Source organism: Spirillospora sp. CA-294931, assembly GCF_050946795.1.
Classification (GTDB): domain Bacteria; phylum Actinomycetota; class Actinomycetes; order Streptosporangiales; family Streptosporangiaceae; genus Spirillospora.
This window is the reverse complement of sequence record NZ_CP192006.1, coordinates 2,899,879-2,925,348: the sequence shown is the minus strand read 5'-3', so window position 1 is coordinate 2,925,348 and position 25,470 is coordinate 2,899,879. Positions and strand designations below refer to the sequence as shown.

General features: G+C 72.3%; 31 protein-coding genes. 12 read left to right on the top strand and 19 right to left on the bottom strand.

The genetic code is table 11. From position 1 onward, the window contains the following. The first annotated feature begins 315 nt into the window (after positions 1-315). A complete protein-coding gene (locus ACQPY4_RS13075) occupies positions 316-927 on the top strand; it encodes an FAD-binding oxidoreductase (RefSeq protein WP_433335907.1) in 612 nt (203 codons plus the stop codon). Then, positions 900-1,334, top strand: a complete 435-nt coding sequence (locus tag ACQPY4_RS13070) for a hypothetical protein (protein ID WP_433335905.1) — start codon at positions 900-902, stop codon at positions 1,332-1,334. The genes ACQPY4_RS13075 and ACQPY4_RS13070 overlap by 28 nt, the downstream gene beginning before the upstream one ends. Here the strand turns inward: ACQPY4_RS13070 and ACQPY4_RS13065 are convergent. Beyond that, positions 1,291-3,084 carry a thiamine pyrophosphate-requiring protein gene (locus ACQPY4_RS13065; protein WP_433335903.1) on the bottom strand — a complete coding sequence of 598 codons (1,794 nt, stop codon included), beginning with the start codon at positions 3,082-3,084 and terminating at the stop codon, positions 1,291-1,293. The two genes, ACQPY4_RS13070 and ACQPY4_RS13065, sit on opposite strands and share 44 nt — an antisense overlap. 101 nt (positions 3,085-3,185) lie before the next feature. On the opposite strand from ACQPY4_RS13065, the gene ACQPY4_RS13060 reads away from it, so the two are divergent. Then, the gene (locus ACQPY4_RS13060; RefSeq protein WP_433335901.1) at positions 3,186-3,971 is read left to right on the top strand and encodes a universal stress protein; all 786 of its coding nucleotides are present in this window, start codon (positions 3,186-3,188) and stop codon (positions 3,969-3,971) included. Here the strand turns inward: ACQPY4_RS13060 and ACQPY4_RS13055 are convergent. From ACQPY4_RS13055 to ACQPY4_RS13045, 3 genes are all read right to left on the bottom strand, one after another. Continuing rightward, entirely contained in the window at positions 3,956-4,144 is a 189-nt protein-coding gene (locus tag ACQPY4_RS13055) for a hypothetical protein (protein ID WP_433335899.1), read from the bottom strand. The genes ACQPY4_RS13060 and ACQPY4_RS13055 overlap by 16 nt on opposite strands. Positions 4,145-4,357: 213 nt before the next feature. Next, positions 4,358-5,179, bottom strand: a complete 822-nt coding sequence (locus ACQPY4_RS13050; RefSeq protein ID WP_433335897.1) for a hypothetical protein — start codon at positions 5,177-5,179, stop codon at positions 4,358-4,360. Position 5,180: 1 nt separating this feature from the next. Next, positions 5,181-5,702, bottom strand: a complete 522-nt coding sequence (locus ACQPY4_RS13045; RefSeq protein ID WP_433335895.1) for a MarR family winged helix-turn-helix transcriptional regulator — start codon at positions 5,700-5,702, stop codon at positions 5,181-5,183. A 381-nt stretch (positions 5,703-6,083) separates the two neighbouring features. Between ACQPY4_RS13045 and ACQPY4_RS13040 the strand changes: the two genes are divergently transcribed. Then, a complete protein-coding gene (locus tag ACQPY4_RS13040) occupies positions 6,084-7,316 on the top strand; it encodes an MFS transporter (RefSeq protein WP_433335893.1) in 1,233 nt (410 codons plus the stop codon). Here ACQPY4_RS13040 and ACQPY4_RS13035 read toward each other — a convergent pair. From ACQPY4_RS13035 to ACQPY4_RS12985, 11 genes are read right to left on the bottom strand one after another with little or no spacing between them, the layout of a single operon-like run. Continuing rightward, complete coding sequence (locus ACQPY4_RS13035) at positions 7,313-7,894, bottom strand: LutC/YkgG family protein (RefSeq protein ID WP_433335891.1); 582 nt, start codon at positions 7,892-7,894, stop codon at positions 7,313-7,315. The two genes, ACQPY4_RS13040 and ACQPY4_RS13035, sit on opposite strands and share 4 nt — an antisense overlap. Further along, a complete protein-coding gene (locus ACQPY4_RS13030; protein ID WP_433335889.1) occupies positions 7,891-9,294 on the bottom strand; it encodes a LutB/LldF family L-lactate oxidation iron-sulfur protein in 1,404 nt (467 codons plus the stop codon). The genes ACQPY4_RS13035 and ACQPY4_RS13030 overlap by 4 nt, the downstream gene beginning before the upstream one ends. After that, positions 9,291-9,983, bottom strand: a complete 693-nt coding sequence (locus tag ACQPY4_RS13025; protein ID WP_433335887.1) for a (Fe-S)-binding protein — start codon at positions 9,981-9,983, stop codon at positions 9,291-9,293. Before ACQPY4_RS13025 ends, ACQPY4_RS13030 begins: the two co-directional genes overlap by 4 nt. Positions 9,984-9,985: 2 nt before the next feature. Then, on the bottom strand, positions 9,986-10,792 hold the full coding sequence (locus ACQPY4_RS13020; RefSeq protein ID WP_433335885.1) for an amidohydrolase family protein: 807 nt from the start codon (positions 10,790-10,792) through the stop codon (positions 9,986-9,988). 11 nt (positions 10,793-10,803) lie between these two features. After that, the gene (locus tag ACQPY4_RS13015) at positions 10,804-11,793 is read right to left on the bottom strand and encodes an aldo/keto reductase (protein WP_433335883.1); all 990 of its coding nucleotides are present in this window, start codon (positions 11,791-11,793) and stop codon (positions 10,804-10,806) included. Further along, positions 11,793-12,809: an ABC transporter permease gene (locus ACQPY4_RS13010; RefSeq protein ID WP_433335881.1), complete on the bottom strand. Its 1,017-nt coding sequence runs from the start codon at positions 12,807-12,809 to the stop codon at positions 11,793-11,795. The genes ACQPY4_RS13015 and ACQPY4_RS13010 overlap by 1 nt, the downstream gene beginning before the upstream one ends. Further along, complete coding sequence (locus ACQPY4_RS13005) at positions 12,806-14,308, bottom strand: sugar ABC transporter ATP-binding protein (protein WP_433335879.1); 1,503 nt, start codon at positions 14,306-14,308, stop codon at positions 12,806-12,808. The genes ACQPY4_RS13010 and ACQPY4_RS13005 overlap by 4 nt, the downstream gene beginning before the upstream one ends. Continuing rightward, entirely contained in the window at positions 14,305-15,360 is a 1,056-nt protein-coding gene (locus ACQPY4_RS13000; protein WP_433335877.1) for a sugar ABC transporter substrate-binding protein, read from the bottom strand. Before ACQPY4_RS13000 ends, ACQPY4_RS13005 begins: the two co-directional genes overlap by 4 nt. A gap of 25 nt (positions 15,361-15,385) precedes the next feature. Continuing rightward, on the bottom strand, positions 15,386-16,129 hold the full coding sequence (locus ACQPY4_RS12995; protein ID WP_433335875.1) for an SDR family NAD(P)-dependent oxidoreductase: 744 nt from the start codon (positions 16,127-16,129) through the stop codon (positions 15,386-15,388). Beyond that, complete coding sequence (locus tag ACQPY4_RS12990) at positions 16,129-17,412, bottom strand: enolase C-terminal domain-like protein (RefSeq protein ID WP_433335873.1); 1,284 nt, start codon at positions 17,410-17,412, stop codon at positions 16,129-16,131. Before ACQPY4_RS12990 ends, ACQPY4_RS12995 begins: the two co-directional genes overlap by 1 nt. Beyond that, positions 17,409-18,245, bottom strand: a complete 837-nt coding sequence (locus ACQPY4_RS12985; RefSeq protein ID WP_433335871.1) for a fumarylacetoacetate hydrolase family protein — start codon at positions 18,243-18,245, stop codon at positions 17,409-17,411. The genes ACQPY4_RS12990 and ACQPY4_RS12985 overlap by 4 nt, the downstream gene beginning before the upstream one ends. A gap of 150 nt (positions 18,246-18,395) precedes the next feature. Between ACQPY4_RS12985 and ACQPY4_RS12980 the strand changes: the two genes are divergently transcribed. Together ACQPY4_RS12980 and ACQPY4_RS12975 are read left to right on the top strand one after the other, a co-directional pair. Further along, the gene (locus tag ACQPY4_RS12980; RefSeq protein ID WP_433335869.1) at positions 18,396-19,106 is read left to right on the top strand and encodes a FadR/GntR family transcriptional regulator; all 711 of its coding nucleotides are present in this window, start codon (positions 18,396-18,398) and stop codon (positions 19,104-19,106) included. Beyond that, entirely contained in the window at positions 19,106-19,420 is a 315-nt protein-coding gene (locus tag ACQPY4_RS12975; protein ID WP_433335867.1) for an L-rhamnose mutarotase, read from the top strand. The genes ACQPY4_RS12980 and ACQPY4_RS12975 overlap by 1 nt, the downstream gene beginning before the upstream one ends. A 43-nt stretch (positions 19,421-19,463) precedes the next feature. On the opposite strand, the gene ACQPY4_RS12970 is transcribed toward ACQPY4_RS12975, so the two are convergent. Next, the gene (locus ACQPY4_RS12970) at positions 19,464-19,877 is read right to left on the bottom strand and encodes a Rid family hydrolase (protein ID WP_433335865.1); all 414 of its coding nucleotides are present in this window, start codon (positions 19,875-19,877) and stop codon (positions 19,464-19,466) included. Positions 19,878-19,970: 93 nt separating this feature from the next. On the opposite strand from ACQPY4_RS12970, the gene ACQPY4_RS12965 reads away from it, so the two are divergent. The 4 genes from ACQPY4_RS12965 to ACQPY4_RS12950 are packed head-to-tail and all read left to right on the top strand — an operon-like array spanning position 19,971 to position 21,794. Continuing rightward, positions 19,971-20,465 carry a MarR family winged helix-turn-helix transcriptional regulator gene (locus tag ACQPY4_RS12965; protein ID WP_433335863.1) on the top strand — a complete coding sequence of 165 codons (495 nt, stop codon included), beginning with the start codon at positions 19,971-19,973 and terminating at the stop codon, positions 20,463-20,465. Between the two features lie 33 nt (positions 20,466-20,498). Then, positions 20,499-20,948: a helix-turn-helix transcriptional regulator gene (locus tag ACQPY4_RS12960; protein WP_433335861.1), complete on the top strand. Its 450-nt coding sequence runs from the start codon at positions 20,499-20,501 to the stop codon at positions 20,946-20,948. Between the two features lie 5 nt (positions 20,949-20,953). Next, positions 20,954-21,364, top strand: coding sequence for a VOC family protein (locus ACQPY4_RS12955; RefSeq protein WP_433335859.1), 411 nt, complete (start codon positions 20,954-20,956; stop codon positions 21,362-21,364). Positions 21,365-21,368: 4 nt separating this feature from the next. Then, complete coding sequence (locus ACQPY4_RS12950; protein ID WP_433335857.1) at positions 21,369-21,794, top strand: MmcQ/YjbR family DNA-binding protein; 426 nt, start codon at positions 21,369-21,371, stop codon at positions 21,792-21,794. Between the two features lie 60 nt (positions 21,795-21,854). On the opposite strand, the gene ACQPY4_RS12945 is transcribed toward ACQPY4_RS12950, so the two are convergent. Together ACQPY4_RS12945 and ACQPY4_RS12940 are read right to left on the bottom strand one after the other, a co-directional pair. Continuing rightward, positions 21,855-22,619 (bottom strand): hypothetical protein, encoded by a 765-nt coding sequence (locus ACQPY4_RS12945; RefSeq protein ID WP_433335855.1) that lies wholly within the window; start codon positions 22,617-22,619, stop codon positions 21,855-21,857. A gap of 137 nt (positions 22,620-22,756) precedes the next feature. Beyond that, complete coding sequence (locus ACQPY4_RS12940) at positions 22,757-22,990, bottom strand: hypothetical protein (RefSeq protein ID WP_433335853.1); 234 nt, start codon at positions 22,988-22,990, stop codon at positions 22,757-22,759. A gap of 58 nt (positions 22,991-23,048) precedes the next feature. Here ACQPY4_RS12940 and ACQPY4_RS12935 point away from each other — a divergent pair, with 58 nt between their 5' ends. Both ACQPY4_RS12935 and ACQPY4_RS12930 read left to right on the top strand, forming a co-directional pair. After that, positions 23,049-23,237, top strand: coding sequence for a DUF397 domain-containing protein (locus ACQPY4_RS12935; protein ID WP_433335851.1), 189 nt, complete (start codon positions 23,049-23,051; stop codon positions 23,235-23,237). 217 nt (positions 23,238-23,454) lie between these two features. Beyond that, on the top strand, positions 23,455-23,637 hold the full coding sequence (locus ACQPY4_RS12930; protein WP_433335849.1) for a hypothetical protein: 183 nt from the start codon (positions 23,455-23,457) through the stop codon (positions 23,635-23,637). Positions 23,638-24,511: 874 nt separating this feature from the next. Here the strand turns inward: ACQPY4_RS12930 and ACQPY4_RS12925 are convergent. Further along, complete coding sequence (locus ACQPY4_RS12925) at positions 24,512-25,411, bottom strand: proteasome assembly chaperone family protein (protein ID WP_433335847.1); 900 nt, start codon at positions 25,409-25,411, stop codon at positions 24,512-24,514. Positions 25,412-25,470: the final 59 nt, after the last annotated feature.

The window sequence follows — 25,470 nt, the reverse complement described above, 5'->3', positions numbered from 1 at the left end:
TCCTCACCCGCGCCCCGTCCGCCACCCACGTCGCGGAAAGGCGTGACCGGCCCGGCGCGGGCACCCTCCGCCGAACACGAGCACCCACCACCCGCGCGGGCGTGGGTAAGCGTGAACAGCCCGGCGCGGGCAGACGCCGCCGAACGCACGCGCCCACGCGCCACTCGCCCGAACGCGACCACGCGCCGACAGCCGAGCGCGGGCAGGCGGCACTCGCCCGAACGCGACCACGGCCCGGCGCGGCCGGACCCGAGCGCGCGGCACCGCTCGGGGGTGGGTAGGCGTGAGTGGCTTGGGTGGGGGTAGGCGAGCGGCATGTCGCTCGAACGGGACCTCAGTGCGGCCGTGGACGGCGAAGTGCGCTTCGACGCGGGGTCGCTCGCCGCGTACTCCCACGACTCCTCCAACTACCGGCAGACGCCGATCGGGGTGGTGGTCCCCCGGAGCGTGGAGGCGGGGGCCGAGGCGGTCGCGGTCTGCCGGCGGCACGGCGTCCCGGTCCTCTCGCGCGGCGGCGGGACCAGCCTGGCCGGGCAGTGCTGCAACGAGGGCGTGGTCATCGACTGGTCCGAGCACTGCCGTCGCCTGCTGCGGGTGGACGGCGACCGCGCGCTGGTCGAGCCGGGCGCGTGCCTGGACGACCTGAACGCCGAGCTCGCCGGGCGCGGCCTGATGGTGGGGCCCAAGCCCGCCACGCACGACACGTGCACGATTGGCGGGATGATCGGCAACAACTCGTGCGGGGCCGCGGCGCAGGCATACGGGAAGATGGCCGACTCGGTCCTGCGGCTGGAGGTCCTCACTACGACGGCACGCGGATGTGGGTGGGCCCGACCTCCGACGCCGAGTACGCGCGGATCCTGGCCGCCGGGGGCCGGGCCGCCGAGATCTACCGGTCGATGCGCGCGCTGCGCGACGACCACCTAGCGCTGATCCGGACGGGCTACCCCGCCGCGCCGCTCCGCGGGGCCGGGATCAGCGCTATCGCCCAGCCGCACTGCCACCAGCACGCGATCTGGGGCTTCGACGCCGACACGGCGCTCCTGGACCGCGTGGGCGTCCGCACCGAGGTGCTCGACGTCGGCTGCTGCGGCCTGGCGAGCAACTTCGGCTTCGAGCGCGGTCACCACGAGGTGTCCGTCGGCGCCGCCGAGCTGGGGCTGTGGCCCGCCGTCCGCGCAGCGCCGGAGGGCACCCGCGTCCTGGCGGACGGCTTCTCCTGCCGGACCCAGATCGAGGCGGGCACCCGGGCCCGCCCCGTCCATCTGGCCGAGCTCCTGACGGAGGTCCTTACTTCTCGCGGTGGGGCAGGAACTCCTGCATCTTGGTCTTGACGCCCTCCTTGAGCACGCCCCAGCGGTCCTCGTCGCCCTTGACCAGCGACTCGGCGGTGGCCTTGACCTGCTCGAACGTCGCGTGCGGCGGGATCGGCGGGACGTCGGGATCGCAGCGCACGTCCAGCAGCGTGGGCACGTCCGCGCTCAGCGCCCGGTCCCAGGCGGGGCCGATCTGCTCCGGCTTCTCCACGGAGATCGCCTGGAGCCCGATGCTCGCGGCGAACGCGGCGTAGTCCATCTCGGGCAGCACCTGCGACTGGGGGAACTTGGGCGCGCCCTGCATCGCGCGCATCTCCCAGGTGACCTGGTTGAGGTCGTTGTTGTGCAGGACCGCCACGATCAGCCGGGGGTCGATCCACTCCTGCCAGTAGTGCTTGATCGTCAGGAGTTCGGCCAGCCCGTTCATCTGCATGGCGCCGTCGCCGACGAACGCGATCACGGGCCGGTCCGGGAGGCCGAACTTGGCGCCGATCCCGTACGGGACGCCCGGCCCCATCGTGGCCAGCGTGCCCGAGAGCGAGCCCCGCACGTCGCCGTGGAACCGCAGGTTGCGGGCGTACCAGTTGGCGGCCGAGCCCGAGTCGGCGGTGACGATCGCGTCACCGGGCAGCCGCGCGGACAGCTCGTGGAACAGCCGCATCGGGTTGATCGGGTCGGCCTCGACCATCGCCTCCATCCGCACGGTCTCCCACCACCGCTCCACCCCGGCCTCGACGTCCTCGCGCCAGGACCGGTCCGGCTTGCGCTCCAGCAGCGGGATCAGCGCCCGCAGCGTGGACGCGGCGTCCCCGACGAGGTTGACCTCGTAGGGATAGCGCATCCCGATCATCTTGGGATCGAAGTCGATCTGCACGGCCCGCGCCTGGTCCAGCTCCGGCATGAACTGGGTGTAGGGGAAGCTGGAACCGACGGTGAGCAGCGTGTCGCACCCCTGCATCAGCTCGTAACTCGGCCGGGTGCCCAGCAGCCCGATGGAGCCGGTCACGTACGGCAGGTCGTCCGGCAGGACGTCCTTGCCGAGCAGGGCCTTGGCCACGCCCGCGCCCAGCAGGTCGGCCACCCGCATGAGCTCCTCGCGCGCGCCGCGCGCCCCCGCCCCGGCCAGGATCGCGACCTTGCTCCCCGCGTTCAGCACCTCGGCCGCCTTGCGGATCGCCGCTCCGTCCGGCGCGATCTCGGGCCAGTCGACGCCCAGGCTGGACGGCACCATCTTGAACTCGTGGCCGGGCGGCGTGTACTCCAGCTCCTGGACGTCGGCGGGGATGATCAGCGCGGTCGGGGCCCGCTCGGCCATCGCGACGCGGATCGCCCGGTCCAGCACGTTGGGCAGCTGCTCGGGCACCGTGACCGTCTGCACATAGTCGCTGGCCACGTCCTTGTAGAGCGACAGCAGGTCCACTTCCTGCTGGTAGGAGCCGCCCATCGCGCTCCGGTTGGTCTGGCCGACGATCGCCACCACCGGGACGTGGTCGAGCTTGGCGTCGTACAGCCCGTTCAGCAGGTGGATCGCCCCCGGCCCCGAGGTCGCGGCGCACACACCGAGGCGTCCGGTGAACTTGGCGTACCCGACCGCCTCGAAGGCGCTCATCTCCTCGTGCCTGGCCTGGACGAACCTCGGCCGGTCGCCCGCGCGCCCCCAGGACGCCAGCAGCCCGTTGATGCCGTCCCCCGGGTACCCGAAGACCGTGTCGACCCCCCACTCGCGCAGGCGGGCCAGCAGGTAATCGCCGACCGTCGTCGTTGCCATGGCTCCTCCCCTTTTTCCGGCTCGGAGGCTCGCCTACCCCCGATTCGGCCGCCCTACCTCCCGGCCGAATGGCTTCCCCTCGCCCGGGTAGAGCACCCGGCATGGGCGTTCTGGTGGGTGTGGACGGCTCCGGGCCGAGCGACGCGGCGCTCGACTGGGCGGCCCGTGAGGCCGCCGCGCGCGGGGTGCCGCTGCGGCTGCTGCACGCCGTCCCATGGCCGCTGGTCGACGTCCCGATCGACCCGCGCGAGACCGAGGCGTGGGAGGCGGGCCGGGTCCTCCTGGCCGAGGCGGAGGCCAAGGTCACCGGCGTCGAGGTCACCGGGGAGCTTTCCACCGAGAGCGCTCCGGCGGCGCTCATCCGGCAGGCCGCCGGGGCGGACCTGGTCGTGGTCGGCAACCGGGGGCACGGCGGGTTCGCCGGGCTGTTGCTGGGCTCGTCCGCCCAGCAGGTGGCGGGCCATGCTCCGAGTCCCGTGGTGCTGGTCAGGGCCGGTTCCGCCCGTCCGGCGACGGACGAGATCATCGTCGGCCTCGGCGACGGCGACGGGCGCGTCCAGCTGGAGGCCGGCTTCGCCGAGGCGTCGCTGCACGGCGCGCCCCTGCGCGTCCTCCACGCCGCCTCAGGGCCCACAACCCGCGAGGCGCCCCGGCAACTCCTGGACGCCCTGCGCCACGCCCACCCGGGCGTCGAGGCCGTCACGCAGGTGGTCACCGCCCCGGCCCGTGACGCCCTCATCGAGGCGTCCGCGCGGGCTTCCCTGGTGGTCGTCGGCACGCACGACGAGGGCGGCCACCGCCACCTCATGGCCCTGGGCGCGGTGACCTCGGCCCTCGTCCACCACGCCGCCTGCCCCGTCCTGATCGCCCGTCAGGACGGGCGGTAGTCCTCCTCGCCGGTCTCGACGGCGCGGCGCTGCTCGGCGGCGTCGGCCTCGTCGGCGTCCAGGCCAAGCGCGGCGGGCTCGTCGTCGACGGGCTCGGTGCCGGCCTCGCGGTGCTGGTCGAGGGTGTCGGCCTCGGGGTCCTCGATGCCCAGGCGCGGATCGCGTTCGGTCATGGCGTCCCCCTCAGGCGGGTTCGGGCTGGGGTTCGGGGCCGGGGTCCGGCACCGGGACGGGGCCCGGCGGCTGGGGCTCGGGTTGCGGCGGCAGCGGCTCGGGCATCGGTGACGGCGGATGCGGGCCGGGCGGCTGGGGCTGCGGCGTTGGAACGGTGAAGGTCATCATGACGCGGGACTGCCCACTGAGACGGCCGGTACACGTGGTGACGGTCAACCGAGCGTGAGCAGCCCGATCGCGGCGGCCGCCCCGGCGAGCCCGAGGGCCTGCGCCCTGGACAGGCGTTCCCGCAGCGCGGTCAGGCCGAGCAGCACCGGGATCACGGGGTAGAGGGACGCCAGGACGACGGCGATCACCAGGAGTTGTTGCCGGGCCGCCGCCATGTAGAAGACCAGTGCCAGGGCGGCGAGGCCGCCCGTCCCGGCGGCGGCGAGCGTGTCCTTGAGCCCTGGGCGCGCGGCCGTGGCGGCCAGGGGCAGGACGGTGACGGCGGCGCCCACGCGTCCGGCGACGACCGGCCACACGCCCGCCTCGGGTCCCGCCTGCGCCAGCGCGAGGTACTGGAGCGCGATGCCCGCCCCGGCGATCAGCCCGTCGAGCGCGGCCGGGGCCGACGCGGACCCCTCGCCGGTGCGCGAGACCAGCCACAGCGCCGGGACGGCGAAGCCGATTCCGGCCGAGGCCAGAAGAGTGGGACGGTCGCCCAGGAAGGCCACGCCCACCACGACGGGCAGGGCCACCCCTCCCACCGCGCTCACCGGCACGACCACGCTCATGGCGCCCCGGCTCAGCCCTTTGTAGAGGTAGAGCATGCCAAGGCCGGTGCCGACGCCCGACAGCGCGCCCCAGGCCAGGTCGGCGGCCCCCAGTCCGGACGCGGGCAGCACCGGGACGAGCAGCAGCGCCAGCACCAGCCCGCCCAGTTGCCCGGCCAGGGCGACGGCGGCGAAGTTCGCCCGGCGCGACAGCAGGCCGCCCGCGACGTCGGCCAGCCCGTAGGCCACCGCCGAGGCGAGCGCCAGCAGCGCGCCCATGTCAGGGTGCCCCCTCCCGCTCGGCCTGGCCGACCGGGCAGACGGCGTCCCGGGTGCAGGCGCCGCGGTCGCACAGGCGGCACAGCAGCTCGGCGCTGCCGACCTCGCCGTAGAGGCGGGCCAGCAGCGTGGCCAGCAGTTCCGCGAGCGCCTCGTGCTGGTCGTCGTCCAGCGTGTCCACGAGGTCGGCCAGCGGAGCGCCGCGCGCCGCGAGCAGCTCGGCGGCCGTCCGGCGTCCGGCCGGGGTGAGCGTGACCGCCACCGACCGGCCCTGCCCGGGGCGCCGCGCCACCAGGCCCCTGGACTCCAGGGAGTCGAGCATCCGGGCGGCGGCGGACTGGCTGAGCCCCACCCGGCGGCCCAGCTCGGTGACGCCCACCTCGGGCGAGGCCGACAGGACGACCAGCGCCGCCGCGCCGCTCGCGCTCACCCCGGCGACGCCGGTGGCCCCGGCCATGGCCAGGTCGTGCACGGCCAGGGCGGTCGCGCCCAGCAGGTTCGCGGTCCTGCGCCTGTCATGCATGACTCATGCATAACAAACCTCCCCCGACCCACGCAACCCGGGGACCGCCGTCGATAACCAACGGCTATCGACGGCTCCGCTCTTTGCATTGATTGACGATTGCCACATGATCATCCGCCCTGCCAGTCTTGACCGAACCGGCATTGACGATTGCCTTTATTGACGGCCGCCGGATGGAGGTGAGGAAATGCGTAACCGCGAGTACTGATCCACCTAGGGCGTTTCCCCCGCGTGGGCGAGAGGAGGTCCCCATGAGCAGCCGCGACTGGTGAGATCGTCTTCGGTGACAGGAGACGGGATGCTCGGCCGAATTCACGGCCGAGCATCTTTTGCGAGCGGGAATCGATCGCGAGCACGGGAACGGGTCGGAGAGGGCGCGGGATGAGCGGTGAAAGCGAACCTCGGGCGACGGTCTCCGAAGTTCTGGCGGTGCGCGAGTTCCGCACGCTGTGGCTCTGCTACTCGGTCTCGCTGGCGGGCGACCAGCTGGCCCGCGTGGCCCTGGCCGTGCTGGTGTTCACCCGGACCGGGTCGCATTCCACGACGGCCGCCGCCTACGCGCTGACGTTCGTTCCGGCGCTGGTGGGCGGCCCGCTGCTGTCGGGCCTGGCCGACCGGCATCCGCTGCGGACGGTCCTGGTCACCGGCGACGCGCTCCGCGCCGGGGCCGGGCTGCTGATGGCCGTGCCCGGCACGCCGCTGCCCTGGACCGCGGCGCTCGTCGTCATCACGGTCCTGATCAGCGCGCCGTCGAACGCCGCGCGCCTGGCCACGCTGCCCGCGATCCTTCCGGGCGACCGCTACCCGGTGGGCCTGGGCATCATGAACATGAGCCAGCAGGCCGTCCAGCTCGCGGGCTTCGGGGCGGGCGGCGCGCTCGTGGCGGCGTTCGGGCCCCACCGGGCGTTCGCGGTGAACGCCGCGACCTTCGCGCTCTCCGCCGTCGTCCTCCGGGCCGTGCTGGAGTGGCGGCCCGCCGTCTCCACCGGCGCCGTGCGCGCCTCGCTGATCGGATCCGCGCGCCGTTCGGCCCGGCTCGTCTGGACCGACCGGCGCCTGCGCTACCTGATGGCGCTCAGCTGGCTCTACGGCTTCTTCGTCGTGCCCGAGGCGCTGGCCGCGCCCTACGCGGACCAGATCGGGGCGGGCACGACGGCGGTGGGCTTCCTGATGGCGGCCGACCCGATCGCCGCCGCCCTGGGCACGTTCCTGATCATCCGTTGCGTCGCCCCGGCATGGCGCGTCCGCCTTCTCACCCCGCTGGCCATCGCGTGCGGCCTGCCCCTGGTCGTGTTCCTGGCCCGGCCCGGCCTCGCGACGGCGTTGACGCTGCTCGCCTTGACGGGTCTGCTTTCCTGCTACATGTCGGTGGTCCAGCCCCTGTTCGTGCGGCTCGTGCCGGTGTCCGAGCGCGGGCAGGCCATCGGTCTGGGATCCGGCGGCCTGCTCGCCTCCCAGGGCATCGGGATCCTGGCCGGGGGCTACATCGCCGACCAGCTGGGCCCTGGAGCCGCCATCGCCCTGTGTGCCGCGGCCGGGGTCGTGGCGGCCGGGTGCCTCTCCTCGGGCTGGCTTCGCGCGGCGCGCGACCCGGTGCCCGGGAGCGTCGCCTAACCGAGGAGGACGACCTCCAGGGTGCGGGGGCCGTGGACGCCCTCGACCCGGTCGAGCTCGATGTCGCTGGTGGCCGACGGGCCGCTGATCCAGGTCAGCGGGCGCGCCGGGTCGAGGCGGCCGAGCGCCTCGGGCACCGTCCGGACGATCTGGTCCGACCGCACGACGCACAGGTGGCGGTCGGGGACGAGCGTCAGAGCGCGGCGGCCCTGCCCCGCCGAGGCGTCCAGAACCAGGGTGCCGGTCTCGGCGATCGCGACGGCGCAGCCGGTGACGACGCCGTCGAGGGCGTCGAGCGCGGCGGGTGTCAGCGGCTCCCGCGCCGTCGGGATGCCCTCGACCCATTCGGCCGGAAGGCCGGGCGGAACCGCGACCACGCCCCAGCCGTCCAGCCGCGCGGCGACCGGGCCGCCCCGGTGGACGACCGCGCCGTAGTCGAGCAGCCGGTCGACCAGCAGCTCGACCAGGTCGCCGCCCGTCCGTGACACCTGGTAGTCGCGGGGAACCTCCACCTCGTCGTCGGTCACTCCGGCGAGGGCGGCGCGGACGCGGGCCAGGACGAGGTCGCGCGAGCTCATCGGTTCCTCTCCCACCACTGCCGGAACGATTCGGGCGGGGGCGCGGGGATGTCGCGGGTGTCGGTCCAGGCGGCCAGGGGCCCGGGGAGGCGGCGGGGAGTCAGGCGGCGGAAGCGGCCCGCCGTCCGCTGGGCGGCCGCGAGCAGGGCGGGCGAGCCGAGGACGCGGGCCGCGGCGGCCATGGTCAGGCGCTCGGCCCGGTGGCCGCCGCCCCGGACGACCTTGGCGCGCAGGTCGAGCAGGACCTCCGGGATGTTGATCGCCACCGGGCAGACGTCGTAGCAGGCGCCGCACAACGTCGAGGCATACGGGAGAGACTCGTCCAACGGGGACGAGAGGCCGCGCAGCTGTGGGGTCAGGATCGCCCCGATCGGGCCCGGGTAGACCGAGCCGTAGGCGTGGCCTCCGGCCCGCTCGTAGACGGGGCAGACGTTCAGGCAGGCCGAGCAGCGGATGCAGCGCAGCGCTTGCCGTCCCACCTCGTCGGCCAGGACGTCGGTGCGGCCGTTGTCGAGCAGGACCAGATGGAAGTCCTGGCCCTCGGCCGAGCCCGTCCAGGTGGAGGTGTAGGGGTTCATCCGCTCGCCGGTCGAGGAGCGCGGCAGCGTCTGGAGGAAGACCTCCAGGTCGCGCCAGGTCGGCACGACCTTCTCGATGCCCACCACCGAGATGAGCGTCTCGGGCAGGGTCAGGCACATCCGGCCGTTGCCCTCGGACTCCAGCACGACCAGCGTCCCGGTCTCGGCGACCGCGAAGTTGGCGCCCGAGACGCCGACCTTGGCCGCCAGGAACCGCTCACGCAGGTGCAGGCGGGCCGCCTCGGCCAGCTCGGCGGGGTCGTCGGACAGCTCCTCGGGGGCCGGACGCCCCCACTCCGACATCGAGCGGCGGAAGATCTCGCGGATCTCGGCCCGGTTGCGGTGGATGGCCGGGACCAGGATGTGCGAGGGACGGTCGTCGCCCAGCTGGACGATCAGCTCGGCCAGATCGGTCTCGTAGGCCGTGATCCCCGACTCGGCCAGCGCCTCGTTGAGCCCGATCTCCTGGGTGGCCATCGACTTGACCTTGACGACCTCGGTCTCGCCGGTGGCGCGGACGAGGTCGGTGACGATCCGGTTGGCCTCGGCGGCGTCGGCGGCCCAGTGCACGTGCCCGCCCGCCGCGACGACGTTCTCTTCGAGCTGTTCCAGGTAGACGTCCAGGCGCCGCAGCACCCTGTCCTTGATGGCCGCTCCGGCCTCGCGCAGCTCGTCCCAGTCGGGCTGCTCGGCCACCATGGCGGCCCTCTTGCCCCGGATGGTGCGGGTGGCCTTGTGCAGGTTGTGCCGGAGCTGGGAGTCGCCGACCGCCATGGCGGCCGCCCGGGGGAAGGCGGGCATCCCGACGAACGTGCCGCTCATCCGGTCGCCTCCAGGATCTGGGCCAGGTGCAGCACGCGCACCCCGGCACGCTGGCGCCGCATCGTCCCGCCGATGTGCATCAGGCAGGAGTTGTCGGCGGCGCACAGCACCTCGGCGCCGGTGGCCAGCACGTGGCCGACCTTGTCGGCGCACATGGCCGCCGAGACCGCCGGGTTCTTCACCGAGAACGTCCCGCCGAAGCCGCAGCACTCCTCGGCCTCGCCCAGCGGGCGCAGTTCGAGCCCGCGCACCGCCGACAGCAGCCGCTCGGGCCGCGACCCGACGCGCAGCGACCGCAGCGAGTGGCAGGTCGGGTGGTAGGTGACCGTGTGCGGGAAGTACGCGCCGACATCGACCACCTCCAGCACGTCCACCAGGAACTCCGACAGCTCGTAGACCCCGGTCGGCGGCTCCACGCCGAGCGTGGGGTACCACTCGCGCACCATCGCCGCGCACGACCCGGACGGGACGACCACGGCGTCGTAGCCGCCGAACACCTCGGCGAACCGCCGGGCCAGCGGCTCGGCGCCGTCGCGGTAGCCGGTGTTGAAGTGCATCTGCCCGCAGCAGGTCTGCGCGGGCGGGAACTCCACCGCGCAGCCCAGCCGCTCCAGCAGCCGGGCCGTGGCGCGGCCGGTGCCGGGGAACAGCGTGTCGTTGACGCAGGTCACGAAGAGAGCGACGCGCACCCTCACCCCTCGATGCCGTAGACGCGGCGGGCCGTGCCGCCGAAGACCTGGTCGCGCTCGTGCGGTGACAGCCCCGCGACGGCGCTCTGGGCGAGCGCGGCGACCCGAGCGTGGGCGGCGGCCAGCGTGCAGACCGGCCAGTCCGAACCGTACATCAGCCGGGACGGGCCGAACGCGTCCAGCACGTGCCGCGCGTAGGGCAGGACGTCGCCGTCCCGCCAGCCGGGCGCGGCCTCGGTGACCAGGCCGGACAGCTTGACGGTGACGTTCGGCAGCGCGGCCAGCGCGGTGATCCAGCCCGCCCACGGGTCCCAGGCGCCGCCCGCGATGTCGGGCTTGCCCGCGTGGTCGAGGACGAACATGACACCAGGCAGGGCGCGGACGGTGTCGAGCGCCGCGTCCGCCTGCGGCGGCCGCACCAGCAGGTCGTAGACCAGGCCCGCCTCCCCCACGGCGCGCAGGCCACGGCGGACGTCGTCGCGCAGCAGCCAGCCCGGGTCGGGCTCGTCCTGGACCTGGTGCCGGATGCCGACCAGGCCGTCCGGCAGGGCCGCCAGGGCGTCGGCCACACCGGGCGCGGTGAGGTCGGTCCAGCCGACGACCCCGGCCACCGGGGCGCCCGCCGCCAGCAGCTCGCGCGTCTCGTCCTCGCTGTGCAGGGCCTGGACGGCGATCGACCCGTCGGGCGCGGCCTCGTCCCGGTAGCGCCCGACGTCGAACCGGCCGCGCAGCGGGTCGGCCCACGGGCCGTCCATCCAGGCGTAGTCGCGGACGGAGGTGTCCCAGAGGTGGTGGTGAGCGTCGAACATCCCTGTCCTCGTCATTCGGGCACCGGGGTTCCGGCGGGCAGCAGGCCCGCGTCCAGGAGGTCGGACCACAGGGCCGCCGGGACGTCCCGCTCGAACATCGCGGCGTTGTCCTCGACCTCGTCGGGGGTGCGGCAGCCGGGCAGCACGCTCGCCACGGCCGGGTGGCCGAACGGGAAGCGCAGCGCGGCGGCGCGCAATGGCACGCCGTGCGCCCGGCAGACCCGCCGCAGCCGCGTCACCCGGTCGCGGACCTCGGCCGGGGCGGGGGCGTAGTCGAACGTCGTCCCGCCCGCGAGCAGGCCGGAGTTGTAGACGCCGCCGATCACCACCGAGGTGCCGCGCTCGGCGCAGGCGGGCAGCAGGCCGGCCAGCGCCGAGTGGTCCAGCAGCGTGTAGCGGCCCGCGCACAGCACCGCGTCCAGATCGAGCCGCCGGACGAACCGCGCGAGCATCGCCGACTGGTTCATCCCGGCGCCGATCGCCCCGATGACGCCCTGGTCGCGCAGGTCGGCCAGGGCCGGGTACGCCTCGGCGTACACCTGCTCCTCGTGGTCGTCGGGGTCGTGCAGGTAGACGATGTCGACCCGGTCCAGGCCGAGCCGCTCCAGCGAGCCCTCCAGCGACCGGCGGATCCCGTCGGCTCCGAAGTCCCACTCGCGCTTGAGCGGGGGCTCGCCGGGGAAGCCCGCGTCGTCCGGCGACTCGTACGGCTGCCGGGGGCGCAGCAGCCGCCCGACCTTGGTGGAGATCGTGAACGAGTCGCGGGGAACGCCCGCGAGGACGGCGCCGAGCCGCGTCTCCGACGTCCCCGCCCCGTAATGGGGAGCGGTGTCGACGTAGGTCATCCCCCGGGCCAGCGCCATCCGCGCGGTCCGCTCCCCCACCGCCGCGGGCAGGGGCGTGTAGAGCCCGGCGATGGGCGCGGCGCCGAACGCCAGCGCGCTGACGCTCACGTCCGATCGCCCGAGCCGCCGGGCCTCGTCCACCTTCAGCGAGGTCATCACTCCTGCGCCCGCCCCGACGTCACGCGGGAGATGACCAGGGCGACCAGGATGATCCCGCCGTAGATGGCCTGCTTCCAGAAGGAGGCGACCTGGGCGAGCGTCAGCAGGTTGTCGACCACGCCGAGCAGCAGCACACCGGTGATCGCCCCGGTCATCGTGCCCTTGCCGCCGTTCATCGAGATCCCGCCGATCACGGCCGCCGCCATCACCGTGAAGATCATGTTCTGGCCCTGGTTGGCGTTGATGGCGCCGACGTACCCGGTGAGGCACAGCCCCGCCGCCGCGGCTAGCACGCCCGCGATCGTGTAGACGGCCCAGGTCACCCGCTCGACCCGGATTCCCGCCGCGCGGGCCGCCTCGGCGTTGCCGCCGATCGCGTAGAGCGCCCGGCCCATGCGGTGGTAGCGCAGGAAGAACCCGGCCACGCCGAACGCGACCGCCGCCAGCCAGACCGACATCGGCAGCTTCAGGAACGTCGTGGTCGCGATGGAGAAGAACGGCTCGGGCATGTCGAACAGCGTCTTGCCCTCGGTCGCGCCGGTCAGCAGGCCGCGCAGGACGATGAGCATGGCCAGCGACACGATGAAGGCGTTCAGCCGGAGCTTGACCGACAGGAAGCCGTTGAAGGCCCCGATCAGCCCGCCCACCACGAAGATCGCCAGGATGCCGGCGAACGTGGGCAGCTCGGTGCCGAACCCGGCCGACGCCGCCGGGATCACCAGCAGGGCGCCCAGGCCGGGCGCGATCCCGACCGTCGACTCCAGCGACAGGTCGATCTTCCCGGTGATCAGGATCAGCGACTCGGCCAGCACGACCAGCGCCAGCGCGGCCGAGGCGCCCAGGATGCTGATGATGTTGCGCTCGGTCAGGAAGCTGTCGTTGACCACCGCGCCCAGCACCACCAGCGCGACCAGCGCCGGGACGAGGGCGAACTCGCGCAGCCTGCGCAGCGCCGCGGCCGCGGCGGCGGGCCGCTCGGCCCTGGCCAGGGGCTTGGCCATGGTGTCGGTCATTGGGAGACCCCCTCGATCGAGGCGACCAGCTCGTGGTCGTTCCAGCCCGCCGCGTGCTCGGCGGTGACGCGCCCGTGGAAGAAGACCAGGACCCGGTCGCAGGGCCGCAGGTCGTCCAGCTCGTCGGAGATGATGATCACGGAGGTGCCGCGCTGGCGGATCTGGTCGACCACGCCGAGCAGCGCCTCCTTGGATTTCACGTCGACCCCGGCGGTGGGGTTGATCAGGACCAGCAGCCGGGGCTCGACGGCCAGCGCCCTGGCCATGACGACCTTCTGCTGGTTGCCGCCCGACAGCCCGTTCACCGGCTGCTCGGGCCCCCAGGTCTTGATGTCGAGGTCGGCGATGGACCCGTTCGCCGCCGCGCGCAGCCGCTTGGGCGCGACCACGCCGTACGGGCCGAGCCGCCCGGCGATGGCCATGGTGGCGTTCTCGCCCACCGACAGCTCGGGGACCAGGCCCTGGCGGTGCCGGTCGCGCGGGACGAACCCGATGCCCGCCCGGACGGCCCGGCGGACGTCGCCGAAGGGCACCGGCGTCCCGTCCAGCGTCGCCCGGCCCGCCCTCGGCCTGCGCAGGCCGACCAGGGTCTCGGCCAGCTCGACCTTGCCGCTGGCGCTGGACCCGGCCAGCCCGATGACCTCGCCGCGCCGCACCCGCAGGCTCACGTCCTGGAAGGCCCCGTCCGAAAGACCGGTCACCTCCAGCCTGACCTGCGAGGTCACCGGCTCGCGATGGCCGGTGCTGCGGCCCAGCTCGGCCGCCTCGCCGGTCATCGCCTCGACCAGCGCGTCGCGCGGCAGCCCGGACACCGGCTCGGTGGCGATCCAGCGGGCGTCGCGGAAGACCGTGACGGTCTGGCAGACCTCGTAGACCTCCTGGAGGTGGTGGGAGATGAAAAGGAACGTCACCCCCGACTCCTGAAGGCCGCGCATCCGGGTGAACAGCCGCTCGATCTCGGCGTTGTCGAGATGGGCGGTCGGCTCGTCCAGGATGATGAACCGCGCGCCGAACGAGAGCGCGCGGGCGATCTCGACGAACTGGCGGTCCTGGACGCTGAGGTCGCCCGCCTCGGCCGACGGGTCGACGCCGACGTCCCAGGCCGCCAGCAGGTCGGCGGCCTCGCGGCGCATCCGCTTCCACCCGATGACGCCGCGCGAGCCGGGCTGCCGGTTGATGAACAGGTTCTCGGCGACGGTCAGCTCGGGGATGATCGTCGACTTCTGGTAGACGCAGGCGGCCCGGGCGCGCCAGCCGTCGCGGTCGCCGGGCGAGGGCGCGGGCTCGCCGTCGAAGCGCACCTCGCCCGCGTCCGGCGGGAAGATCCCGGTCAGGACGTTGACCAGCGTGGACTTGCCCGCGCCGTTGCGTCCCACCAGCGCGTGCGACTCGCCCGGCATGACCCGCAGCCGGGCGTCGGCCAGCGCCACCGTCGAACCGAAGCGCTTGCTCACCCCGCGCGCCTCGGCCAGCGGGACGCCGCTCTCCGCCTCGGTCATTTGCCCACCGTGTTCCCCCACAGCGACTTGTCGTCGACGTTGTCCTTGGTGACCAGCGGAGCGGGGAGCTGGTCCTCCAGGATGCCGCTGGGAAGCTTGACGATCTCACTGCCGTGATCGGTCTTCCCCGGCTGGAACGTCTTCCCGGCCATCGCGGCCTTGATGTAGTACATGCCCCACTGCGCATAGGCGTCGGCGGGCTGCGAGACGGTCGCGTCGATCTCCCCGGCGCGGATCGCCGCGAACTCCTGCGGGATGCCGTCGTTGGAGACGATCGCGATGTGCTTGGGGTCGCCCGCCTTGTGCAGCATCTTCTTGCTCTTGAGCGCCTGGAGCGTCGGGGCCAGGTAGACCCCGCCGGCCTGCATGTAGATGCCCTTGAGATCGGGGTTGGCGTTCAGCAGGCTGTCCAGCCCGGACGCGGCCTTCTCCGACTTCCACTCGGCCGGGATCTCCAGCACCTTGACCTTGGGGTACTTGGTCTTGACGCACGTCCGGAACGCCTCGGAGCGCTCGCGTCCGTTCACCGAGGCCAGATCGCCCTGGATCTGGACGACCTTGCCCTCCTTGACGGTCTTGCCGAGGTACTCGCACGCCTTCTCGCCGTAGGCCCGGTTGTCGGCCCGCACCACCATCGCGACCTTGCCCTTGTCGGGCGCGACGTCCACCGCCACCACCGGGACGCCCTTGCGCTCGGCCTGGTTGAGCCCCGCGACGATCGCGGCGCTGTCGAGCGGCGCCACGACCAGGCCCCGGACGTTCTGGTTCAGCAGGTTGTTGATGTCGGTGATCTGCTGCGTCGGGTCGGAGTTGGAGTTGACCGTGGGAAGGGCGTCCACGCCCTCCTTCTTGGCCATCCGCGGCACGTAGTTGTTGTACGCCTGCCAGAACGGCGAGGTCAGCAGCGGCAGGTCCACGCCCACCTTGCCTCCTTTGCCGTCCCCGGCCGGGGCGGCTCCCCCGCCGGAGTCGGACGTGCTGCCGCAGCCCGCCAGCAGGACGGCGGTCAGCGCGGCGGCGGCCCCGGTCACGATCTTCATACTGATCATCATTGCCTTCTCCTCGGATGGGGTGGGATCAGGGACGGGGCCGCGGGCGCAGTCCCTGCATTCCGCCGTCGACCGCCAGGGCGGTGCCGGTCGTGGCGGCCGCGAGCGGGCTGGCCAGGTAGGCGATCGCCGCGGCGACCTCCTCCGGTGCGACCAGCCGCCCGCTGGGCTGGCGGGCGTTGAGCGCCACCCGCTCGGCCTCGGGATCGTCGGCCCGCTCCAGCAGGCGATCGATCCACGGAGTGTCGGCCGTTCCGGGGTTCACGCAGGTCACCCGGATGCCTTCGCGCAGATGGTCCGCGGCCATCGCCAGGGTGAGCGACTGTACGGCCCCCTTGGTCGCCGAGTACAGGGCCCGCTCCGGGAGACCCGCCGTGGCGGCGATCGAGCAGGTGTTCACGATCGCCGCACTGCCCGACCTGCGCAGATGGGGCAGCGCCGCCCGGGAGACCCGCACGATGCCGAGGACGTTGACGTCGAAGACCCGCCGCCACTCGTCGTCGTCGTTGTCCTCCACGGTGCCCTGGGCGCCGATCCCGGCGTTGTTCACCAGGACGTCCAGGCCGCCGAGCCGTCCGGCGGCGTCCTGGACCGCCGCGCGGACCGAGGCGTCGTCGGTGACGTCGGCCTTGACCGCGTGGAAGGGCTCGGGTGCGGCGTCCAGATCCAGGCAGGCCACCGACGCGCCGCGCTCGGCCAGCAGCCGCGCGGTCGCCAGGCCGATGCCCGACGCGCCGCCGGTCACCAGCGCCCTGATTCCGTCGAACTCCATTACTTCCTCCAGACCTCACCGTGCGGGTGGGCGTAGGCGGCCAGACTCGCGGCCTTCATCTGCGTGGACATGCCGGGCGCGGTGGGCGCGGCGTAGCGCCCGCCGGTGACGCGCACCGGGTCGACGAAGTGCTCGTGCAGGTGGTCGACGTACTCGATCACCCGGTCCGCGGCGCTCGCGCTCACCGCGACCAGGTCGAACATCGACAGGTGCTGGACGGCCTCGCACAGACCCACGCCGCCCGCGTGCGGGCAGACCGGCACGCCGAAGGCCGCCGCCAGCAGCAGGATCGCCACGTTCTCGGTCACGCCCGCGACGCGGCAGGCGTCCAGTTGCAGAACGTCGATCGCGCCCGCCTGGAGCATCTGCTTGACCATCACCCGGTTGGCGATGTGCTCCCCGGTGGCGACCTTGACCGGTGCCACGCCCCGGCGGATCGCGGCGTGCCCCAGCACGTCGTCCGGGCTGGTGGGCTCCTCGATCCAGTAGGGGTCGTACGGCTTGAGCGCCGCCATCCACTCGATGGCGGGGGCGACGTCCCAGCGCTGGTTGGCGTCGACCGCGATCCGGATGTCCGGCCCGACCGCCTCGCGGGCCAGGCGCAGGCGCCGCACGTCCTCGTCCAGGTCGGCGCCCACCTTGAGCTTGATCTGGGTGAAGCCCTCGGCGACGGCCTCGCGGGCGAGACGCACCAGCTTGTCGTCGGTGTAGCCGAGCCACCCGGGGGTGGTGGTGTAGGCCGGGTAGCCGGTCTCCAGCAGTTCGGCGGTGCGCTTCTCCCGTCCCGGGACGGCCTCCTTGAGGATCTCCAGAGCGCGCGCGGGCGTGAGCGCGTCGGTCAGGTAGCGCCAGTCGGCCAGGTCGACGATCTGCTCGGGCGGCATCTCGCCCAGCAGCCGCCACACCGGGAGCCCCGCGTCCTTCCCGGCCAGGTCGAACGCCGCGTTGATGATCGCGGCCGCGGCCATGTGGACGGCCCCCTTCTCCGGCCCGAGCCACCGCAGCTGCGAGTCGTGCAGCAGCCGCCGGGAGAACTCCCCCAGGTCGGCCAGGTCGAGCTCGCGGCCCTCGACCAGCGGCGCGAACGCCCTGATCGCCGCGACGCAGACCTCGTTGCCGCGCCCGATGGTGAAGCAGAACCCGTGCCCCTCGGCGCCCCCATCGGTGCGCAGCACCACGTAGGCCGCCGAGTAGTCGGGGTCGGGGTTCATCGCGTCGGACCCGTCCAGCTCCCGCGAGGTCGGGAACCGGACGTCATGGACCACCAGGGACGCGACCTTCACGAGACCACCTGCCGCTGCCGTCCGAGCCCGTCGATCTCGACCTCGACCACGTCGCCCGGCCGCAGGTAGGGCTCGCCCGGCCGTCCCAGCGCGACACCGGCCGGGGTCCCGGTGTTGATCACATCGCCCGGCTCCAGAACCATGAACCGGCTCAGGTACCAGACCAGATGGTCGACCCCGAAGATCATGTTCTTGGTGGTGCCGTCCTGCCGGAGCTCCCCGTTCACCCACAGCCGCAGCGAGAGATCCTGCGGATCGGAGACCTCCTCGGCGGTCACCAGCCAGGGCCCGAACGGATTGAACGTCTCGCAGGACTTCCCCTTGTCCCACGTGCCGCCCCGCTCCAGCTGGAACTCGCGCTCCGACACGTCGTTGCTGATCGCGTATCCGGCGATCAGCTCTCGGGCGGCCTCTGGCGACTCCAGGTACCGGGCCCGCCCGCCCAGGACGACCGCCAGCTCCACCTCGTAGTCGGTCTTGACGCTGTCGCGCGGGATGCGGACCCCGTCGTCCGGCCCCACGACCGTGTTGGGCGCCTTCATGAACACCACCGGCTCGGCCGGGGGCTCGGCGCCGGTCTCCTCGGCGTGGTCGCGGAAGTTGAGGCCGATGCACACGATCTTGCCGGGACGCGCCAGCGGTGGTCCGACCCGTCCGGCCGCGAGGGCGGGCAGGTCCCCGGCCTCCAGCGCGCGGCGGGCACGTCCCAGACCGTCCGCCAGGAAGGCCCCGTCGATGTCGGAGGTGATTCCCGACAGGTCGAGCGGCGTGCCATCATCAGCCAGAACCGCGGGCCGCTCACCGCCCTCGGGTCCCACGCGCACTAGCTTCACCGGGTCGTTCCCCCTCGATCACGGACCGATCCGAGCAAGTGATCGGATCTCTTATAGAGTCATCAGACCACTTCACCCCCGTGGGCTGGCAATACCCTGTAACCTATTTGTGACTTAGCCCTAATTGGTCAGACCAAAGGAGACATCGGGGTGACCGAAGAGACCACGCCCAGGACGACCGTGACCGAGCGGGCGATCGAGCAGATCAAGGCCAAGCTGGCCTCGGGCGAGCTCGTCCCGGGCCAGCGCCTGCCGACCGAGCGCGACCTGGCGGCCGAGCTCGGGCTGTCGCGCAGCTCCATGCGGGAGGCCATCCGGGCGCTGACCGTCCTCGGCGTCCTGGAGGCCCGCCACGGCGCGGGCGTCTACGTGACCCAGCTGGAGCCCAGCGACCTGCTGGAGACCTTCGGCGCGGTCGCGGAGATCTCGCGCGGCCAGACCCTGCTGCACCTGGTGCAGGTCCGCAAGATCCTCGAACCCGCCGCGGCCTCGACCGCCGCCGCGCGCATCACCGAGGACGGCCTGGCCCTCCTGCGCGCCGAGATGCGCGCCATGGAGCGCGGCACCACGTCCGAGGAGATCGTCGGCCACGACATGGAGTTCCACCGGCTGATCACCGAGGCGGCGGGCAACCCCGTCCTGTCGGCGATCCTCGGCGGCCTCAACAACCGCACGTTCCGCGCCCGCGTCTGGCGCGGCTACCAGGAGGAGAACGTCTTCGCCCGGACGTTCCGCGAGCACGAGGCCATCTACCGCGCCCTGGCCGACCGCGACCCCGAGGCCGCCCGCATCGCCGCCGCCGTCCACATCGGCGCCGTCGAGGGCTGGGCCCGCACCCAGGCCGAGGAGGACGAGGCCTGATGCGCGTCGCCCTGCACACCCGCCTCAAGCCGGGCACCGAAGCGGCCTACGAACAGGCCCACCGCGAGGTCCCCGAAGAACTCACCCGGGCCATCCGCGCCGCCGGAGCCCACGCCTGGACCATCTGGCGCAGCGGCCTGGACCTCTTCCACGTCATCGACTGCGACGACTACCCGTCCCTCATCGCCGCCCTGGAAGACCTCCCCGTCAACATCGCCTGGCAGGCCCGGATGTCCGGCTACCTCGACGTCGTGCACGACTACACCGCCGAGGGCGCCACCAAGGGCCTCCCAGAGGTCTGGAACCTCCCCTGACGAATCGCAGATAAGGCCAGGGGGGCGCCGGCCGTGCTCCCGGTCAGCCGGTGACGGCTGCGACGCGGACCTCGATGCGCATCTTCGGGTCGGCGAGGGCCGGGACGCCGATCGCGGTCCAGATGGGCGCGCGGTCGCCCATGCGCTCGCGCAGCTGCTCGACCATGACGCGACTGTGGGCCTCCTCGATAAGACCGCTGGAATCGACGACGTGGTACGAGTCCACGGAGATCACGTCACGCCACGTGGCGCCCGCCGGGGCGAGGGTCCGCTCGATGTTGTCCAGCGCTTGGACGATCTCGTCCTCAAGGGTCTCGGGGAAGTTCCAGTCGTCGTCCCAGCCTCCCTGGCCCGAGGTCTCGACCCGGTCACCGAGGCGAACCGCCTGGTTGTAGTGCATGTCGGCCAGCTGCCTGTCGCCGTACCCGGGCGTGGCGAAGAACTCCGGCTCAGCCATGGTGATCTCCTTCGAGTTAACTTCACGCATGAAGTGAACGTAGCACCGATTCACTTCACGCGTAAAGTCATTGCGGCTCGGTAGGGTGCCACCATGGCCGCCACCTCCACCCCGAGCGGGGACGTCCCCGAAGAGACCCTGTGGCTGAACCCCGCCGAAAAGGAGGCGTGGACCGGCGTGGCGTCCCTCGCCCTCCTGCTGCCGGGACGGCTGGAGTCACCGCTCCAGCAGGAGCACGGCCTGACCCTCTTCGAGTACATGACGCTCAGCCACATCTCCGAGGCACCGGACCGCCGCCTGCGGATGAGCGAACTGGCCTACCTGGCCAACGGCTCCCTGTCACGCCTGTCCAACGTCGTCAAACGCTTCGAACAGCGCGGCTGGGTGGAGCGCTCACCCGACCCCGAAGACGGCCGCTACACCCTCGCCGCCCTCACCGACACCGGCTACGAGGTGGTCGTCGCCGCCGCGCCCACCCACGTGCGCGCGGTGCGGCGGTTCGTCCTGGACCCGCTCACCGCCGCCGACCAGCAGGCCCTGGCTCGCATCGCCGCCAAACTGCGCGTGCGCCCCGAAGATCTCCCCTGAGCGCGGACACCGCGATATGGCACAATTCCCCAGGTGGGAAGCAGAACCGACCCGGCGCAGCACCTGCGCGACCTCGCGCTGCTGCGACGCGTCCGCGACCGGATCGACCGCGAATACGCGCAGCCCCTCGACGTCGAGGCGCTCGCCCGGGGCGTCAACATGTCGGCAGGGCACCTCAGCCGCCAGTTCCGCCAGGCGTACGGCGAGGCCCCCTACGGCTACCTGATGACGCGGCGCATCGAGCGCGCGATGGCCCTGTTGCGCCGCGGCGACCTCAGCGTCACCGACGTCTGCTTCGCAGTCGGCTGCTCCTCGCTGGGCACCTTCAGCACCCGCTTCACCGAACTGGTCGGCGTCCCGCCCAGCGTCTACCGCCAGAAGGCCACCGGGGCGACGGAGGGGATGCCGTCCTGCGTGTCGAAGCAGGTGACCAGGCCGGTCAGGAATCGAGAAGCACAAACCGCACCGGCCCGGCTAGCCTGACCTGCATGGACATCAACATTCACGCCAGTTTCCTGCCCCACGACGACCCGGACGCCGCGCTGGCCTTCTACCGGGACGTCCTCGGCTTCGAGGTCCGCAACGACGTCGGCTACGAGGGGATGCGCTGGATCACCGTGGGCCCCGCCGACCAGCCCCGCACCTCGATCGTCCTGCAGCCCCCGATCTGCGACCCCGGCGTGACCGAGGACGAGCGCCGGCTGATCGCCGAGATGATGGCCAAGGGCACCTACGCGGGCATCGTCTTCTCCACCCCCGACGTCGACGGCACGTTCGCCAAGCTGGAGGCCGCCGGCGCCGAGATCGTCCAGGAGCCCATCGACCAACCCTACGGCGTGCGCGACTTCGCCGTCCGCGACCCCGCGGGCAACCTCCTGCGCATCCAGGAACCCAGCTGAGGCCATGCCCGACGACACCAGCCGCCCCGCCCGAGTCGAGGACGTCCACGAACTCGCCCTGGCCATGCCCCACGTCACCGTCTACCCGGGCACCGCCGACAACCCGGTCTACCAGGTGGGCGGAAAGTCCTTCGTCTTCTTCCGCAACCCCCGCCCGGACGCGCTCGACCCCGAAACCGGCGAACGCCTCCAAGACGTGATCGTCTTCTGGGTCGCCTCCGACGAGGACAAACAGGCCCTGATCCGCGACGAGTCAACCCCGTTCTTCACCACCCCCCACTTCAACGGCCACCCGTCCGTCCTGCTCCAAGCGAGCCGCATCGCCGAACTCACCCGTGAAGAACTGAAGGAGATCGTCCAGGACGCCTGGCTCTCCCGCGCCTCCAAACGCCGGGCCACCACCTGGCTCAACACCCAAACCCCACAATGAAGGACCGCGTCGTCGCGGCGACAAGCTCCGCGAGCCCAGCCGAGTCGCCGGGCATCGCGCTCACCAGCCGCCGGCGAAGAACGCCGCCAGCGCCGGCTCCGGATCGGCCGCGGTGGTCGCGTTCGCCACGGCGACAACGACCATGACCAGCGCCAGCAGCACCGACAGGACGCCGAACGACCCCAGCAGCCGCCTGGCCCTACCGGCCCGTCCCGCGAACGCCTTCCACAGAACCACGCTGAACGCGATAAGACCGGCCGCCGCCACCCCGGCGATCACGGCCATCACCGCGTGGTAGCGGGCGAAGTCGCTGATCATCACTTCAAGGGCCGGGGTGGTCTCCCCGCCCGCGGCCGAAGCGGCCAACCCCTGCCGCACCTGGTCAAGGGTGCCGGTGACCTCCGCGTCGGTCGCCCCGTCCGTCAGCATCGGCAGCAGCGAAGAGTAGGGCGCGACCGCGCCCTGAATGTTGGCCATGACGACCACCAGCGCGAACACCGCCAGCCCAGTGACGACCACACCACCCGACGCAAGAGCGGCCCTCTTCCCCGCTCCGAGAGCGTCGGCCCTCAGATGGGCCCGCCAAACCAGAGCCCCAAGAACGACGAGCACCCCCAGCAAGATCGCGGCGATCACACCCTTGGCCACGTGGTACCGGAACCAGTAATCGGACACGCTCGCCAACTCCGGGGACAGCTCCCCACCCCCGGTACGCCAGTACCCGACGAACGCCACACGCAGCGCCTCAACGAGTTCACCCTGACCCGCGAACCCACCACCCGCCAGCACGCGCGGAGCCACCACAAAGGCCCCGACCAACATCACGGCCACCAAGCTCAACAAGGCGAGAGCACGACCCGGAACTCCCTCAGATCGCGGCAAAGCCACCGGAGCGGACATGAAGATCCCTTCGAGAGACAACGAACTCCATGGATCATCACGCCCCGCCCCAATGCTCCACATCAGCCGGCAGTGGGATCACCCATCACCCTCCAGTACTCCGGCCTGACATGGCCATCGCCGCCTTTGGCGTCCCCTGCGCGAAAAACGCCGTCGAGCGTCACACCCGGCAGAACCGCATCGGTCGCGTCCGCTGAGCAGAGCGGCAACTCACGAAACACCGCGAACGGCGACGAGCGCCATAAGGCCGTTCCAAGTGCGGCAAGGGCCTTGCCTTTGGGGGCGTACGGGAGCACGATCCGGGCATGGTGCCCATCCAAGGGATGGGTGGGGGGAAGCATTGGAGACTCAAGGATGACTGTGTGGCGCAAGGCGAGCGGTAGCGGCCCGCATGGGGGTGACTGCGTCGAAGTCGCGAGCTTGGCCGGAAGCATCGAGGTGCGCGACTCGAAGAACGCAAAGGGAGCGAGGCTGGCGCTGAGCCCGGCCAACTGGCGCACCCTGACACGCCAGATCAAGAACGGCGACCTCGACCTCGGATGATCCGAGTGGCTCCGAGGGATCACGGACTGACCTAGCCGGTGTCACCGGGTCGAGGGCGGCTGTCGTCGTCCGCGTTCGATTTCGCCGAGCTGGGAGGCCAAGGGGCCGGCGTAGGGGCCTTGGGCTCCGGTGCGCTCTTGAGTAACGCGCGGGAATCGCGGAGTAGGCCGCGTGGTGGGCGGCATCCAGGTCCTGCGTCGGCCGGAAGGTCTCCCGGGTGAGCACGAGGACCGTGAAGAGTCCGGCGACCGTGATCGATCCGGTCGAGGCGTGCCAGGCGCCCAGGCCGTTCGCGGCCGTGGTGCCGGTCGCCGCGCCGCCGGATCTACCGTGCCCCGGAACCAGCAGGGCGCACAGCAGGACGATCCCGCCGACCGCGGGGTTGACCGTGACCACGTAGGCGGCCGCGAGGTAGGCACCGCGCACCGAGGCGTAGACGGCGGGCACGAGCCGTCCGAGCAACTCCACCGAGTCGACGACGGTCGACTGGAGATCGCCGGTCCGCAACCGCTGCGCCTGCCCGTGAGCCGCTCGCGGACCGCTTCCTTCACCCGTCCGACACCCGCGGCGCCCACGTGTCGCGCGCCACGACGGCACCGACGCGGACCACCTGGAGCAGCCCGATCCCCACCAGCGGCAACAGGAGGTCGCCCGTGCCAGCGGCCTGGAACGCCCGGCCGAGCAGTCCTGACCGATTGCGGCGGCGGGGCGGACGACGTCGGAGCGGGGCCGGTGTCGGCCGGCGAGGGAAAGACCCAGTACCCGCTGACCCTGCGGAACTGCGGCAAGAAGGTGACGCAGTGCCTACGCCGTCCCCGCGCTCGCCAACGGGCTCGCCGAGGGCCTCGTTGAGCGGCTCCGTGGCCACGCGGGTCGCGTCCGCGAAGCAGGTCAAGGGTCTCCGGCCGGGGACCAAGCGGCGGGGACGAGCCGCGTCGATCGGCCTGTTCGCCCTGGCCACGGCGGCCTTGCTCGTGTCGATCGTCGCGGCGAGCCTGTTCGGCACCGCGAACATCGGCGCGCTCGATGTCGTCTCCACGGTCCTGCGGCACATCGGATTGGACGCGATCGCCCCGAGCCCGCCGTCGCCGAAGCTGCTGGACGCCCTGATCTGGGAGTCGCGTGCGTCGTGCTCACCGGCGTGCTCGTGTCCCAGTTCTTCGCCGCCGTCACCTCGGTCATCCTCATGGTCAACGGCGACGCGAACACCAGCTCGAACCGACCACGGGAACGGTCCGCATCACCTACCAGAGCACCAGGAGCCCGTAACCGTCCTACTGGTCGGGGTCCTGTTCGGCGAGGAAGCGTTCGAACTGGGCGCCGATCTCTTCGGCGGTGGGCATGTCCTGGTCTTCGGCCAGGAGGTTCTCGCGTTCGGTGGCTCCGGCGAAGGCGTCGTACTGCTGCTCCAGGGCTCGGACGACCTTCTCGACCTCTTCGTTGCCGGTGACCTGCTCGGCGATCTCGGCGTCGGTCTTGGCGGCGGCCTCGCGGAGGGCGGAGGTCGGCAGGGCCAGGCCGGTGGCGTCGATCAGGGCCTCCAGGGCGGCCACGGCGGCGGCCGGGTACTCCGACTGGGCCAGGTAGTGCGGGACGTGGACGGCGAAGCCCATGGCGTCGTGGCCCGATTCGCCCAGGCGCAGCTCCAGCAGCGCGGCGGCGCTGCCGGGGACCTGGACCTTGTCGAACCAGGACCCCCGGGTGACCAGCTCCGGACGCGTGGCGCGCGGGGTGAGCCCGACCGGACGGGTGTGCGGCACGCCCATCGGGATGCCGTGGACGCCGAGGGTCAGGCTCACGTTGAGGCGCGTGATCACGTGCCGGACGGCGGCGGTGAAGCCCTCCCACAGGCGGTCGGGCTCGGGCCCGGCCAGCATGAGGAAGGGCGAGCCGACCTCGTCGCGGAGCAGGTGGACGGCCAGCTCCGGCGCGTCGTAGGACGCCCAGTGGTCGCGGTCGTAGGTCATCATCGGGCGGCGGGCGCGGTAGTCGATGAGGGAGTCGACGTCGAACCGGGCGACCACGCGGTGCTCGAGGGAGTCGAGCAGGTGCTCGCGCACGAGCTGCCCCGTGGACCCGGCGTCCACGAAGCCGTCGAGGCTGTGCAGCAGCACCGGGCCGGACAGCTCCGGCAGGTCGGTGTCGAGCTCGTACAGGTCCTCAGGGTTTCGCAACGTCTCCCCCACATCTCCGGTTGGTCTCTCCAACATTAGGACATGGGGGCGTCCATCCC